The 15682-nt window shown below is 42.9% G+C and carries 12 protein-coding genes and 1 pseudogene; 2 read left to right on the plus strand and 11 right to left on the minus strand.

Annotated features, from left to right (window positions below; translation table 11 throughout):
* Positions 1–57 precede the first annotated feature (57 nt).
* From FD723_RS33550 to FD723_RS43390, 3 genes are all read right to left on the minus strand, one after another.
* Positions 58–1269, minus strand: coding sequence for an aminotransferase class I/II-fold pyridoxal phosphate-dependent enzyme (locus tag FD723_RS33550; RefSeq protein ID WP_179069579.1), 1212 nt, complete (start codon positions 1267–1269; stop codon positions 58–60).
* Between the two features lie 284 nt (positions 1270–1553).
* Positions 1554–2816: an AIPR family protein gene (locus FD723_RS33555; protein WP_179069580.1), complete on the minus strand. Its 1263-nt coding sequence runs from the start codon at positions 2814–2816 to the stop codon at positions 1554–1556.
* Complete coding sequence (locus FD723_RS43390; RefSeq protein ID WP_256875244.1) at positions 2794–2928, minus strand: hypothetical protein; 135 nt, start codon at positions 2926–2928, stop codon at positions 2794–2796. Before FD723_RS43390 ends, FD723_RS33555 begins: the two co-directional genes overlap by 23 nt.
* A gap of 67 nt (positions 2929–2995) precedes the next feature.
* Between FD723_RS43390 and FD723_RS33560 the strand changes: the two are divergent.
* A pseudogene (locus FD723_RS33560) lies at positions 2996–3472 on the plus strand (RNA-guided endonuclease TnpB family protein); the annotation flags it as partial.
* 95 nt (positions 3473–3567) lie between these two features.
* Here FD723_RS33560 and FD723_RS33565 read toward each other — a convergent pair.
* The 5 genes from FD723_RS33565 to vnfD all read right to left on the minus strand — a co-directional run bounded on the left by FD723_RS33565 (position 3568) and on the right by vnfD (position 10991).
* Positions 3568–4938, minus strand: a complete 1371-nt coding sequence (locus tag FD723_RS33565) for a nitrogenase component 1 (protein WP_179069581.1) — start codon at positions 4936–4938, stop codon at positions 3568–3570.
* Between the two features lie 363 nt (positions 4939–5301).
* Positions 5302–6825 carry a nitrogenase component 1 gene (locus tag FD723_RS33570; RefSeq protein WP_179069582.1) on the minus strand — a complete coding sequence of 508 codons (1524 nt, stop codon included), beginning with the start codon at positions 6823–6825 and terminating at the stop codon, positions 5302–5304.
* 219 nt (positions 6826–7044) lie between these two features.
* Positions 7045–8430: a V-containing nitrogenase subunit beta gene (gene vnfK, locus FD723_RS33575; protein ID WP_179069583.1), complete on the minus strand. Its 1386-nt coding sequence runs from the start codon at positions 8428–8430 to the stop codon at positions 7045–7047.
* A gap of 110 nt (positions 8431–8540) precedes the next feature.
* Positions 8541–8813, minus strand: coding sequence for a hypothetical protein (locus FD723_RS33580; protein ID WP_179069584.1), 273 nt, complete (start codon positions 8811–8813; stop codon positions 8541–8543).
* Between the two features lie 141 nt (positions 8814–8954).
* The gene (gene vnfD / locus FD723_RS33585; RefSeq protein ID WP_179069585.1) at positions 8955–10991 is read right to left on the minus strand and encodes a nitrogenase vanadium-iron protein, alpha chain; all 2037 of its coding nucleotides are present in this window, start codon (positions 10989–10991) and stop codon (positions 8955–8957) included.
* Between the two features lie 843 nt (positions 10992–11834).
* Here vnfD and FD723_RS33590 point away from each other — a divergent pair.
* Complete coding sequence (locus FD723_RS33590; RefSeq protein WP_179069586.1) at positions 11835–12458, plus strand: TetR/AcrR family transcriptional regulator; 624 nt, start codon at positions 11835–11837, stop codon at positions 12456–12458.
* 151 nt (positions 12459–12609) lie between these two features.
* On the opposite strand, the gene FD723_RS33595 is transcribed toward FD723_RS33590, so the two are convergent.
* From FD723_RS33595 to FD723_RS33605, 3 genes are all read right to left on the minus strand, one after another.
* Positions 12610–13692, minus strand: a complete 1083-nt coding sequence (locus FD723_RS33595) for an energy-coupling factor ABC transporter ATP-binding protein (RefSeq protein WP_179069587.1) — start codon at positions 13690–13692, stop codon at positions 12610–12612.
* Positions 13689–14387 (minus strand): ABC transporter permease, encoded by a 699-nt coding sequence (locus FD723_RS33600; RefSeq protein WP_179069588.1) that lies wholly within the window; start codon positions 14385–14387, stop codon positions 13689–13691. The genes FD723_RS33595 and FD723_RS33600 overlap by 4 nt, the downstream gene beginning before the upstream one ends.
* Positions 14388–14470: 83 nt before the next feature.
* A complete protein-coding gene (locus tag FD723_RS33605; RefSeq protein WP_094352066.1) occupies positions 14471–15352 on the minus strand; it encodes a substrate-binding domain-containing protein in 882 nt (293 codons plus the stop codon).
* Positions 15353–15682 lie beyond the last annotated feature (330 nt).

Here is a 15682-nt window from a genome sequence, read left to right on the forward strand (position 1 = left end):
TTCCCAATGTTGGGTCATAATTAACTTGATAATTTTCTAAATATTCATTTGACTGTTTTATTCAACAGCGTATTTTATCGCTGCTTGAAATTTGGGTAAGGCACGAGAAATCATTTCTTCGCTGGCAGTAAGGGAAATCCGAAAGTAACCGGGTATTTCCTGGGGTGTACCTGGTAAAACAAATACATCGTGACTTGCCAGTAGTTCCGCAAAAGCACAGTCATCTTCCCAAGGAGATCGCACCAACAAAAAGAATGTTCCATCGGGGGTATGCAGTTGATAACCCATGCCTCGCAGCGACGAATCCATCCAATCTCGCTTTTTTTGTAAATGCTCCATATTTATGTTTATTTTTTCCAAGTCGCTTAGGGCATATTGCATTAGTACGCTAGGAAAACACCAACCAAAAGCACTTACTTGTAACATAGCGATTACTCGCCTTATTTCTTCCCGCTTGGGCATAGTGGAGGGAAGAGCGATATATCCGATACGTTGACCGGGAGCCATTAAGGTTTTACTGTAACCATATACCAAGAAAGAAAATGGGTAAAACTGGGTCGGGCTGGGACAAGATTGGTGATCAAAAACAATGCGGCTGAAGGTTTCATCAGAAATCATGTAAATCACCTTGCCGTAAAGTTTAGAAGCCTCAGCTAGTATAGTTGCCAAACCCTCTAGAGTCCTAGCTGAAAAAATCTTACCTGTAGGGTTGTGAGGTGAATTAACAATTATTGCCCGAGTTCGTTCGGTAATTGCTTGAGCGATCGCCTCCAAATTCATCTCGAAGGTGTTGGTATCTACAGGCACACCCACCGGAACCGCACCTGTAAAATGCACCATACGCCTATAACCTAACCAAGGTGGAGTCAAAATAATTACCTCATCCCCTTCCCCAGCTACTATTTGCAGACAAATCGCCAAACCGACTAGAGTCCCATTAGTCATAAAAATATCTTCAGGCAATATAGAAAGTCCACGTTTCTCCTGAAGAGATGCAGATACAGTAACCCGTGATTCGGGAATATTTCCCTTGTAGCCATACCAACTGGAGTTTTGTGGTACACTCCAACGTTGCAGGGCTTCTACAAACCCTGGAAGTGGCATTTCATGAGCATCACCCAAGGAAAAATCAAGGCTTTCCGGCTCAGTTCGGCGACTCATATAGGTCGCTGAAGCGTAAAATTTACTTATAGGCGTTTGGTAATCTAATTTCTTCAATAACTGTGGTGATATGAAGTGAATTTTGCCTTCATCTGTCGTATCCGGCATAACCCCAGCCTTTGATTGCTATCTGATGCAGGCAGTATAGTCGTAATTGCATACATTAACAACAAGCGATCGCATCTAGTGGTCTGCCAAGGAAACAATGCAAAAGTGGTTAGCAGAGGGGCAGAGGGGAAAGAACTTGGTATAAGCCTCTCCTCTGCTCCCCTGCTCCTCTGCACAAGCGCCGACCTCCACAAGCGCAATTTTGGGGAAAGCGAACTACTAGATTATCTTCAAGTGCAATCATATTGGCGTAGAAATCATCAACCTATCCCACTAATAACCAACTATTTGGGAACAGTAGACGCGTTGAGTTCACCCCTTTTCCCTCTTCCCCTCTTGTTTGCACCTTGTGTCACCTTCGATTCTTCTTCCTTGCTGGAGTTAACCATTTTCATCAAGTGCTGATTTAGATAACTTTGCGCCGAGATATAAAGACTTTCCCAAATCTCTTGATTGCGGCTGATTTTTGTGCCGACTGTATTCCCTGCTGTTTTCTCCGACACCAAATACTTACGGAAATAGTTATTCCACAGGTGTTGGAGGAAATCTTCGGCAAATTCGTTAAAAGGAATAATCCATTTATAGTCCTTGTCTAGAAATACCCGATATGATGCGATTATCGGTAGTGCTAGGTCGGTTGGCGCACCAAACCCGAATGAATACTTGCTGTCAGGCAATAACGTAGTTTTACGTATATCTATTGATGCTAGGTCGTTAGCACCCTTTCTTCTGGGGTTGCTGATATAGTCTTGGATTATTTCGTACAGTCTTTGCTCTATCCACAGAGCATGAGTCAAGAGAGGCAAAAGTGCAGTTAACCTTTCCCTTTCTGCATCTGTGATGTTACTTGGAAGACTCATTCCTGCTGGGTGCTTGGTTCGTTTATTGCCGTCGGGGTTGTATTTATTTCTGTCCAGGCAGTAAAGGAGCTTGAGCAAATGGGTAACATTGCACTGGGCATTTCTGGGAGCGCCGCTTTGGTTTTGGTAATAGGCAATGCGGAATTTTCTATCTTCTTTCTGTTCTAACTGGGCTAAATACTGCTTGATGAATTTGTAATCACCCCTGGCGTTGACTTTGGAGCGAGAATCTACTGGCGTTGTAGTGTTGGAGGCCAGGGCTATATCTTTGGCTGATTCTTCAGTCAGTCCAATGTGGATCGTAACTTTTACTCTGGCTTCGGTTAGGTCATATTTGTAATTTTTCGCTTGCTCAAATGCTAAAACTGTATGCCCTCCGTTGATAATGCCATCACTACCCCCCTCGTTAGCTTCTAAGACTTCTAGCTCCAGTTCAGTTTTATTCTTGACAGGTTTAGCAATATTCGCTGACAGAACGATTCCACTGTGGCGAGAGAAGAATTTTGCAGGTTCGGTGGTCAGTGAGTCGAAGATTTGTCTGTAGGTCGCGCTTTTACGGTTTGGTTCCCTGATGTTTGGTTCTAGCGGTAGGTCTATCGGGAAGCTGTCTACATGAGCAGTGGCGATGATGCAGTTTGGGTTGGCTTGAAAATAGTTATCTATCTTAATGTTCCAAGTCTTGGGCATAGTTGATTTGCAATGTCAGGGGAATTTCTATGTTAACCAAAACTAGTATCTGATATCGCGTTTTGAGGTAATGCGAAGTACCGTTGTATGCCAACCCAAAATGCGCTGTCAAGTCGCAACTCTTGGAGACGCTGCGCGAAGGCTCCAATTCAAAATTAATACCCGAAGGGCACTAAAAAAATAAACTTAGTTATAAGTTGGTCAGCGATAGCCAAGCTGTCATAGTAGAGAATCTTCATGTCAAAGGCATGGTACGCAATCATAAATTGGCAAAGTCAATATCTGATGTGGGTTGGGGAACATTCACTAATTTTTTAGCCTACAAGCTAGAACGCAAAGGTGCGAGGTTAGTTGAGATTGATAGATGGTTCCCCAGTTCAAAACTCTGCTCTAATTGTTTCTATCAAATAGGTGAGAGACAAGAGGATGTCCGTGACTGGACTTGTCCTCATTGTAATACTCATCATGATCGTGATGGAAACGCAGCCGCAAATATTAGAGCAGAGGGTATCAGAATGATAAAGGCGGAAGGTTCAGCCGTCTCTGCTGTAGGAGGGGAGGTAAGACCAAAACTAGGGCGAAAGTCCAAGTTGCGGCACTCCCTTGTGATTACAGAAGCCGACACTGTACTTGGTACTCCAAGTCAGTGTGGGTAGTTCACTTTGGATTGCGCCAAGGAGTTCAACATCTTCTTAATTCCCCACACCCCAATACCTGCAATCCTACATCCCACACCAAGAAGCCAACCATATCAAGGGTTTGCATTTAACTTAGTGGCATTCGTCCAATGAATCTCTTTGGAACGAAAAGCTCTATCCCAATCGTTAGCAATCACTTCCATCATATTGATCATGCCTTCATAGCCAAAATATGGCTTATCAACATAAGTTTCTCTGTTAGTAGGGCTAAATACATCAAAAGCAATTTTGATTCCTAGTTCCTCTGCCATGTATTTTTCCCATGCCGAGCCAATCACAGCATCAACATCAAACTCTTCTAAAGTCTGTTTTACCTGATAGCCATCTGCCGAAAATATTACACGGGAAGTAAGACCGAGGCTGTGCAGTTCTCGCTCCAAAATTGAACGAGAATCAGGCATCGCCGAGCGAAATAATAAGACTTCAGGAATCATCTCCAATTCTTCAAAGAGCATTCTAACCAGTCCAATGCCAAGCGTTCCATCCGCAGATACAGCAATTCTACAGTTACGATATCGGGGAATAATCATCAATGCTCGTTTGCGAAGTGTATCTACGACCATTTCTTCGCCAAGTTTAATTAGCGGTTCGACTTTTTGTTCGATCTTAAAATGTGCCGCTAATGCCTTCAACCATCGAGTAGTGTTGTTTACACCTACTGGTAAAGGTATATCATCAAGGATGAGGGGGATATTGTGGGTCTCTTGCATTTTCCGAGCAAACTTATACCCAACATCATGACTAAGAACAATATTGGCCGTTGCCTCACCAGCTAGCTCCAGTTCTTCAAATGAAGTATTATGAGAAAAAACAGTCTGTACTCTAATCCTCAAAGATTTTAAAATCTGCGTTACCCATTGCAAGTCAGCCCACCAAGTAGGATTAAGATTTGCCTGTGGCGCAATGATATTTACAATCCTCGGCTTTCTACCCCTTCTTTTAGTCTGCCTTTTTTTGATAAAAGGAAGTAAAGCATCCATTCCCATCTCCAAGCCATCATAAGCATTGCCCCGAAATCCACCAGCCATTAAAGGAACGAGTTTGGCTTTGATATCTGGCTGAAGCTGGTTGCACAATCCCGCAATATCTTCACCAATGATGTCTGCCGCGCAAGTCCCAACGACAAACATCACCTTAGAATCAAAAGATTGATCCGCCTCTTTAATCATCCCTTTGAGTTTATCAGACGCTCCCATCACAATGTCTGACTCAAAAAGACGAGTACAACCTACTTTCCGCTTGGTGAAATCAACCTCATGAGCATCATACCCAGCTGCGACAGTGGACGCACAACCCTGTGGAGACTGAATCACAATACTAACATCTTTAATACCAGCAACTGTAGTTGCAATACCTTCAAGGGCACAGCCAACTACTGGGTCTTTACTATGGTTACAATTGTCAAAAGTCGTTTCAGCAGACATTTTTCCTCCTGTTTTTCTAAGGCTTGACTATGGTAAAAATTTTACTCATTACACCAACCTGGAATAGTTTAAGTAGGTTGGGGAGCCACTGCGTTGGGCGGCTCTGCCGACTTGTTCGCTCTTAGCGTTCCCGCAGGTTAGCATGTGGCGTTTGAGGAACAAAACCCAATTATTTCTGAGAGTTTGTTGGGTTTCACTACCCTGTGGTCAGCCGCCTCCGGCATCTACGTTTTACTTAACCTACAATTTTCTACGTGTTAGCGTACCCCTACGGGTAAGCAAGCTACGCGGAGCGTCTCCAAGAGTTGCGGGGCGTAGCCCGACAAATCCATACTTTGATTCAGCAAAGTCACATTTTATTTATTACTCGTTAAAACATTTTCCCCGCTTCTTTCCTGCTGCATATACGGTACAGTCAGGCATGTCTTGAGCTAATTTTCCGCTTAGTGATTGAGTAGATGCTAACCCGGAATTTTTAGGGAATACCATTTGCTTGGTTAAAGCACTCCGAGGTCTAAAGCCATATTGAAGTGCTGTTTTTATACACTTTGCGACCTTTAAGGCTCCGCGATAGCCAAATCTGGGACGATTTAAGATAGCATTTAAATCGACTACGGGAATATGGGGGAAACTCAAGGAAGAACCAAAATAAACTACCGATTCTGCATCAAGACCACCAATGAAATCCAGTAATTCATCTTCCGTTTGTTTCATGGACTCGTACTTGCCAAAGGCCAGTGTCCCTTTTGTAATCAGGATTTCCGGGTCTAACCCTGTTTCCAACAAATAATCTACACTGGTTTCTCGTGCTTCTGTACTCCAGGGATGGAAGTTATAGATTACTACACGCATCCCAAAATCACGATCCAACATGTGAGCAAGGGATAAGCACTTGATAGCGTCATGTCCTTCGATAATCGCTAACTTCCCTTCTATATAACTCTTAGCTGCTTCAAATTCAGTCTTGATTGCGGCATATTCCTTTTCCATTAGGGCAGTGGCCTGTTCTTCCATCCCTAAATATTTTGCCGCCCCTTCGAGCCATTTTTCTGTAGCGCTGATTCCGTAGGGAAGGATAGTAGAATTTAACGGCGTACCGAACTTGTCTGACATGGCTTTGCCAATGGTATAGCCAAGATCCAAACATAAAGTACAGTTGACTGCTGCACTCGGTGCTTGCTTGAGTTCTTCTAATGTACAATCACCTGCGATGACGCTGTGAACTCTTGCCCCCATTGCTTCTATTAATCGCACCAATTCTTTGACATCAGTTTCGACTTCTGTCCTTTCAGGGCCCATCTTCGCGCCCACAATATTGACAGCATCAGCTAGTTGTGCTTTCCGCTCTGGAGTTGGCGGCTCCATAAAATCTACGATTTGCCGAAATACGATATCAAATCCACTGCGATACTCCCCAGCGAATCCTTCACAATGTATCGTCATGATCTCGGCATCGATTTCGCTGCGGGCTTTATTCACTACGTCATCAACACAGTCGCCAATAATACCAGACGCACAACTAGTAGCAACAACGATCGCATCAGGATGGTATTTTTCATCTACTTCTCGAATCGCGCCTTTTAATTCTTTTTCGCCACCAAAAATTACCGCTTTCTCACTCATGTTCGTAGTCACCACGGGTTCATAAGGGGAACCACTATTGCGGCTATTAGTCAGCTTGTATGCCCGCTTAACTCCATAAGCACAGCCACTCGGCCCGTGAGAAATGACGATCGCATTTTTAATCCCACTTAAAATTTTCGTTGCAGTCCAAAATTTACAAGGGCGGGTATGACTACCTTGTAAAGTAGTCTTAATCTTACCTTCTTTTGCCAAGCGATAAAGTTCGCTCAAGTTTCCGTAAAATACGACATTCTGATCTATCATGATACTTCTCCAAATATCTCATCTTTTTTAAACGCAGAGGGGAAGCAGCGCGTTGCGGGGGTTCCCACGCCACTTGCTTTATGCCGGGGAACCCGTCCACCGCAGTGGCTCCCCGTTGTAGCGACTGCCGTCGCGCTGGGGTTGGCGCAAAGGAACGCAAAATTTTGAATAGAGGCTCCAGCATTCAAACTCTGCGTTCCTCTGCGTTTAAAATTCAATCTACCAGACGTTTAAGATCCACTCGCGATCGTGCTTGTTCTCCATATCTGCAAACATGGCGTTGGCAATGTTATCTGCTAGCCATTCTGCTCCTTTGTAGCCAATAACAGGATATTTCCACAGACCTGCACGGTCAAAGCTGGGGAAACCTACCCGAACCATCGGAATTTTGTTGTCGATAGAAATATACCGACCCTTGGAATGACCTAAAATCAAGTCAATTTCGAGGGATTTATCTGTAATGCGGCGCTCTAATTCCCAAAGGTCTGCATTCCAGATAACTTCGATATCACAAGCTGCTTGCTTCTCCAACTCGGCAATTCTTGGGTCTTTGGTGCAGGCTTTGTTGTCGTCTCCCAACAACATCAGCACTGGCTCTAACTCAACTTCTAAGCAGAACTCTGCTAGACCAATTACTAGATCGGGATCTCCGTAAATAGCTACCTTCTTGTTAGCGAAGAACATGTGTGCGAGGTCTGCGATCGCATCAATGGCTTTACCACGTTCTCTGACTAAAGATTCTGGTATTGGTTTGCCAGTCATTTTGCTGATATTTTGCAGCCAGATGTCGGTATTTTTGATGCCAATTGGTGTTGGGCCAAGAATTGCCGGAACTTTGAACTTCTCTTCTAAGAATTCGGCTGCGCTGCCTCCTTCATATTTACATAAGGCAATAGTTCCCAACGCATTAGCAGAATCAGCAATTTCTTCAATGGTTGTATTCCCAAAGGCAAAACTTGTCTTATCAGGCATGGTGGGGGCATCGAAGGTTTCTGTATCCAGTAAAATGTTTCCTGGAACGTCCATCTCTTTTAAGATGCGCTTAACTTCAGTGACATCTCCAGGGTTAAGCCACCCTGTGATGATGTTCAGCTTGCCAGTTGGTTCGCCTTTTTTTGCTAGGGAAGAAATGATTGCATGTACGCCGACATTATAGCCAGTGACTTGACTGCCTTTGTAACTGGGGGTATGTACAGGAACAAGGATAACCTTGCGATCGGGATAAGCCTCCTTTAAAAAGCCATTGAGCTTGTTAATGGTTCCTTCGATATCGTCCCCAATTGTCTCAGTTGAACAAGTCGTAATAATTGGGATAATCCGTAAATCGGGATATCGTGCTACTAAGGTCTTTACGCCTTCCTCAATGCGTGGCTGTCCTCCAAGAACAGCGCTATTTTCATGGAGTGAAGAAGAAGCAATGTCGAAATTTTCCTTCAAATGCTGGGCAAACAGGAGACGAACGAACATACTACATCCTTGTCCTCCATGCACCAGGGGAATACAATCTTTGATTCCAATGGAAGCGTATTCAGCCCCAGCAGGCTGACAGGTAAATATAGGATTGATGATTCCCTTGCGTTCTTTCTGTTTTACGACTAAAGACATTCTCTTGACTCCTATGTGGTAAAAAATTGCGTGATTTTGTTTAGCGTTGCTGAACGAAGATATGAGTTGTCTTTTTGAGCTTAAGAAAGTGGAGCGATGTCTGTGGCGAGCTAAAACTGCATCCAACCAAGAAGCAAGCTACTCATAGCATCGATTACAGAAGAAAAGTAGAATTGAATTTCGTGAAAATCTTGAAAGCTAGATGAGATGCTTCTGTAGTCAGACACTATGCGGACACTACGTTTCTTAGCAATGCTTTTGGTGTAGCCCGTCGCAGCGTTAGCTTGCCGTAGGCATCGCTCTCTACTCTGCAAGTCTCTACTCTGTAAGAAAATTTCTGCACAAACACTAACAGGATGACTTGACTCTAATTCATGCTCCAATTCAACAACGCCGTTCGTTTGTAGGACTTACGCAAAAACCCTCTCAAACTCTCATTCCCCCGTGATCTCTGCGTTCTCTGTGGTTTGTTTTCCTTACCTTTGGGTAAGTCCTAGTTCGGTTGAATTACCGATCTAATTGCTTTAATAAAGCGAATAATGCAATTCACCATTCTTCGACTTGGTTATTACAATATCGACCAGCATTCCCTTAACAGCTTCCAGTACAGCCTTCTTTTGCGAGTTCTCCATGCTATTTAACCATGAAAACCTAATTTCCAGGTCAGCCGAAAGAATCTTCGCATCTGCATAAAAACCTCTGTCAATCAAGGTTTCCAGAACTACCTTTTCTCCAGTCAAGATTTGAGCGGTCTTGTTGAGAACACCATTGATGTTTTCTTCCCGATCCCATGCACGAGAGTGAAACTGCCACAAACACCGTTCTTGAATTAATTTTGTGACTTCCGCAGCTCGCTCTTGAATGTATGACGCGATTTCCTTAGCTTGCACTTGAACCTGTGGCGCAACTTCTTTAGCTTGCGGTTGAACTTGTGGTGCAGTTGCCTTAGCTTGTGGTTGAACCTGTGGCACAACTTCTTTAGCTTGCGGTTGAACCTGTGGTGCAACTTCCTTAGCTTGTGGTTGAACCTGTGGTGCAACTTCTTTAGCTGACTGTTTAACCTGTGAAGTGGCTTCCTTAACTTGCTGTTGAACTAAAGAAACGACTTGCTCAGATAGCTCTTTGGTTCCTTTACCGTTGCCATTGCCATTACCATTGGTACTTGGCAGATTTTGCCCACCACGGATATCATCCTTAGCCAACTTCATCAAAGGGGAGTAGATGGCATTGTACATATCGCGTGCCATATTCACCGCACCTTCAAAACCCATATAAGGGCCATTGTGGTAGCCATGACCATTCACATAAGGCAAATGCAACTTCTTCACCAATGCACCCACCCTCGGGCCAGTCAACACCAAATCAGGCTTGACCATCTCCAGCACCTCGAAGAACTCAAGTTCATTGCCATCATCAATATAGATAGTCCCTTCTTCACCTCTGGCAATCACCTTTTCAAAATCCTCTTGATGCCCAAACTTGGACGACATCGCCACCACTTTCATCCCCAAATCGTCTTCTAGCGCTTTAGTCCAGTGCCATAATCTTGGGCCACCAGTCCAAATACAGACCTTTTTCCCAGTCAAGCGCTCCTTATACCAAGCTAACTTCGATTCATATTTAGCAACTTCTTCAGCAATCACAGCTTCGGCTCTATCTTCAATCCCAAAGAAAGCACCGATTTTGCGTAACCCTTCCTTGGCATAGTCAAAGCCCCAAGTATCCACATCAATCCGGGGAATGCCATATTTTTTCTTTAGCTCATTGGCAATATACCCAGCAGAACGCGCACAGTTAGTCACATTCAACTGCGCTCTGTGCATTCCACGCAATGAGTCATAAGTACCATTACCAGTAAAATGGGCAATAATTTGCACACCCATTTTTTCCATGTACTTTTCAAGGACAAAGGTATCTCCTTGAATGTTGTAGTCACCAATGACATTGATAGTATATGGGCTGGTAATTTCCGGCTCATAGGTTCCTACCTTGTCCGTCATCCACCCCATGTTGAATACGTGGTGTCCTTTGGATTGACTCACCCCAGCAAAACCCGGACACTCAACAGTGAAGATATCGACATCACCAAGTTCTTTTTCGACTTCTTTGACCACAGGTTTGATATCATCGCCAATCAAAGCAGTAGAGCAGGTGGTGTAGACCATCATCCGCTTGATGTCAGGAAATTCGGCAAAGGCTTCCAGCATCGCTTTTTTCAGCAGCTTTTCACCACCGAAGACAACGTGCTGTTCCTTCATGTCCGATGACCAGACATATTTGAGTTGGAAGTTGCCATTGTCGCTGGGATAACGCTTGGTGTGCCATGTGTCATAGGCACAACCTACAGGCCCATGTATCAACTGGATAGTGTCTTTGAGGACACCACCAATTACTAATTTAGCACCACAATAACTGCATCCGCGCTCAGATAATGAGCCGGGAATGGTTTCGACGTGGGCGCTAGGGAGAAACTGGGTTGTATCTTCTCCTTTCTCTTTAATATATATGTGCTTCTCCCGTTCGGGAATAGTTTCGTCGCACTTAAACAACTTCATTGGCATGGCTGATTGCTCCAGTTGTAATTGATCAGAAGACAGACTCTTCTAATATGTAATTTTTGTCAGAAACTTGTTGGAGTTCCTTGATTTCAAAATCCTATCAACCTTTCTAATTAATAATAGTAAAACTGATAACAATAACGCAAATTAATATTGCAAAATGAGAATAAAGTTAGTTTAGAATAGACAGTTCTGTATAGATTTAAAGTAATCCCAATCATTCTATATAAAAGACTTTGAGTAAAAAGAGTAGACAGACTATTCTAACTGGAAGTGAAGAGGCAAATGATTTAATTTCTGTCCTCAATATAGATATCTCACCAAAGAGAAATCGACGATTTTTCTCAACTTTCAACAACAGAATAACGCAATTATCGGCTTTGAGGCTGTTTAGATGATGACTAATTGTAACCACGAATACTCTTTGTAAATTAATTGATCAGCGCAAGTAAATTGGCCAGATGTATGATATTCTTTATTTATAGGGAATCTAAACCACTTCACGCACAAAGGATCTCCAAGCACTTGCGCTGTAGTGATGAAGCCAAATCCCATAAGTTAACCAATTGTTTGATGAACTGATGGTCTTGCTCCACAAGTTTCTGGAGGATTGTGGAAGTACTTGATCGGTAGCAGTTCTGAAGTTCGGGGGGACTTTGGTCTGCTTGCAGTTCATCAATCACTTTTGGGATAAACTTTTTATTATTTACAGATAGTTTTTTCTTAAATCCTCAGAAAAAATCAAAGATTTGGCGAATTAAAAAATAGAATAAACAATCGATAAATAATATTATTTGCTATTTAACCAATTGGGTAAAATAAACTTAATTGAACGTCCAGTTTAAAATGACCAAACCGAAAACAACCCGTAAATCTGTTCGCGATCGCATTCTAAATACAGCATCAGGCTTGTTTTATCGAGAGGGAATTCGCAATGTCGGTATTGACAGAATCGTTGCGGAATCTGGTGTTGCAAAAATGTCTCTCTACAATCATTTCAAGTCAAAAGATGCATTAATTGAAGCGTGGCTGCGACAACAGGATGAACAATGGTGTCAATGGCTCAAAACCACGATTGAGCAACGAGCTTCTAACCCATCCCAACAAATATTGGCAATATTCGATGCCCTACGGGAATGGTTTGAGGGCCCAGATTTTCGAGGTTGTGCATTCATTAACGCTTCAGTGGAACTAGCCAATGCTGACCACCCTGGACATAGAGTGGCATTAGAGCATCAACAATCTATCTACCACTACATCAAAAGGCTAGCTCAAGAAGCAGAAGTTTCATCACCCGAACAGTTAGCCAGGCAACTGCTTCTCCTCGTGCAAGGTGCGATTGTGGTTGCGATGATGGAAGGAAGTTGGTCAACTGCTTCACAGGCGAAAAAAGTCGCGGCAACACTAATTCAGACTGCATCAAAATCCGGTGTTATCGAAACAGTTTTGACTGCCCAGTTAGAGTGCTGAGTATATTCATAAACCCGAACAAATACTTGCACCAGATGATAGTTTTAATAAGATAAATACTGCCGCGTGTAAAATTTTAGAATATTTTGCTAATTAGAATGACTAAATTCTTATTTATCCTATTATTTTTAATATAAAACCGTCTATTTTTCTAAACAAAATGTGCATCTTTAGGATTGAATGCCAGCTTAATTATTTCATGGGGATATACATTGCCAAATATATGATTCCGAGGCACCCTGGCGATTAAAGTTTGTTCTCCCACCTTAACCCAAATACTACAAATTCCAATACCATTTAAAACCCGTTCTACTAGTCCTTCAATAATTACCGAACATAGTTTGTGTCGCATTGAAGAACTTGCATCGTAAAGATTGAAAGTATCGCCAGATAAACAACATGTAGTAATTGGTTTTGTGATTTCCCCAGGATATAAAAACTCTATCCCGTTTGCAAGTTTGATAAAATTTCCGCGGCTACTCCGTTCTACATGGCACGGAATAATATTATCTATCCCTACCAGTCTGGCAAGCTGCTCGTTAGCTGGTCGGCGGATGATAGTTTCCAAGTTATCATCCTGGATAATACAGCCGTCAAATAAAGCGATCGCTCGATCGGCAAAATGCAGTATATCTGTAAAATTATGACTGACTAATATAACTGCCGATCCCCTCGCTTGCGCCCATTGTCTAATTTTCTCGATCATCTGGGGACGTATTCCCACATCTAAAGAGGCAGAAGGCTCATCCAAAAGCAGCAATTCGGAATCAGCAACTAAACCGCAGGCAATACAAACCCGTTTCGCTTCACCACCAGACAGAGAACGAGCTGACTGATTTGCCAGGTGTTCACAGCCAAAAGTTGCAAGTGCAGTATGTACCGTTTGCTTAATCTTGTGTGTTGGTGTTCCGCGAAACTTTAATACTTTGGCAACATTATTAAAAACAGTGTCATCCAGTAGTAAGGTTTCTTGAAATACCAAAGCTGAACGACGACGCAACAATGTTTTATTGGTATTGCGGACATCCTGTCCAAATAATTGCATCTCACCACGGTAAGGTTGCAAGAGATTGATTGTTCTTAACAAAGTGCTTTTACCAGCGCCATTGGGGCCAAGCACAGCGACCAATTCTCCTGGACGGACTGTAAAATTTTCAATTGACAGGATATTTTTACGTGTTTTGCTATCGACGCTAACCTGCCGCATATTCAGGACATATTCGTTAGTACTCATAGGATTTTCTTGTCATGCTGTAAGATAGTTAGCAACACGATAACGGTGTATGTGATGATCAGAAGGATGTATGCGATCGCCATCGCCACATCGTAATTTCCTTTCCCTACCTCCGTAACGATCGCTGTAGTCAGGACTCTAGTCTGCCCCTTAATATTGCCGCCCACCATCATGGATGCACCAACTTCCGAGATGACGCGACCAAAACCAGCCATGATTGCAGCCATTAACCCTAACCGTGCTTCCTTGATTAGCAACCAGTTGGCTTGCCACTGTGTCGCTCCCATTGATAACAGTCGCCAACGTAGCTTCGGATTAATACTGATAATTGCGGCAAAACTGAAGCCAGTAACAATTGGAAAAGCAATGATGGTTTGGGCGACGATCATAGCTATGGGTGTATAAATTAAATCCAGATTTCCCAATGGGCCAGATCGCCACAAAAACATACTGACGAATAAACCGACTACGACGGGTGGTAATCCCATACCGAAATTAATCAAACTAGTCAGAGTCTGCTTGCCGATGAAATCCACTAATGCTAGCCACAGTCCTAATGGTAGTCCCAGTAAAACGCTAATGGCTGTAGCTGTTCCAGATACAAACAATGTCATCGTCATGACTTGGAAAACGTCACTATCACCACTGGTTAATAGCTCAAAAGCTTTGAAAGCTCCTTCGATGATTGTATTCACAAATACAAATCTCTTAAAAAATTGGGAAATAATACTCAAATATGCAGTAAAGCAACTCTTAACGAGCTGATACTCAAGTTTCTTTAAAAGCCATAATCTTTCTCCGTTTTACCGGCATCAACATAAAATAGCGGTTGTTTGAACTCTTTTTTGCCGTGGGCTGCAATTATTGTCTGTCCTTCAGGAGATAAGACAAAATTAATAAACGCTTTAGCTCCTGCACTATTGACTCTGGGGTACTTCTTAGAATTTACCTCCATCACATGGTAAAGATTTAACAGTTTCTTATCTCCTTGCACCAGTACAGGCAAAGACAGATTTTTCTGCTGAAATATATACGTTGCCCGATCTGCTAAGGTATATCCCAGTTTTTGATTAGCAACTTGCAAAGTTTCCGCCATTCCTGAACCTGTTTGCTGATACCAAGTTCCAGATGGTGTGACGTTTGCCTGTTTCCATAAATCTTTTTCTAGTTTGTTAGTACCTGAGTCATCACCCCGCGATACAAACAATGCTTGATTTTTGGCAATGAGACTGAACGCTTCCACAGCATTCTTTTTCCCTCTAATCTTTGCTTTGTCTGCATCTGGCCCGACAATCACAAAGTCATTGTGCATTACCAAGTGGCGATTAATCACCGCACCACCCTCCAAAACTTTGCGTTCGGCTTTCGGTGAATTGACGAATAGCGCGTCAACCTCACCTTTTTCAGCCAGAGCCAAAGCCTGTCCGGTGCCGACTGCAACCTTTTTCAGCCTATATCCTGTTTTCTTTTCAATCGCCGGAACTAAATCATCTAGCAGCCCACTATCCTCAATACTGGTTGTCATCGCCACAATGACATTTTTACTTCCTGAAGACTGTCCAAAAGTTGGCTCTTGGTTGAATATACTACCAAAGCTGATGCAAAGAATCGCCACGAGAATTACCAAATACCTATGACGCAAAGCCCGATGATTGATCATTGCACTCTCCTAGCAATCTGTACGCCAATATTCTTTACTGTGGCAAGCAAAGCTTACATTGAGGAGTATAGGCAAGATTGATTAGGAAAGCAACTATATTTATGTTGTTTTCCAGACAATTTTGATGATGAGAAGAATTCCTGACAAGATGCTGACATCTTAGTTTTTACCCAGCATGGCATTTCCTTAGAAGAACTTGACAGAAGTCCTGGTATAGCTTTAGACCGCTTTGTTTCAGTCGTTGTGACGTAGTTTAGAGATATTTGATGGAATGCGATCGCAGTCTTCGATCAACTGCGATCGCAACAGGTTCGTGTGTCCACGATGGAT

It is taken from the genome of Nostoc sp. C052 (assembly GCF_013393905.1).
In the GTDB taxonomy this organism is placed as follows: Bacteria; Cyanobacteriota; Cyanobacteriia; order Cyanobacteriales; family Nostocaceae; genus Nostoc.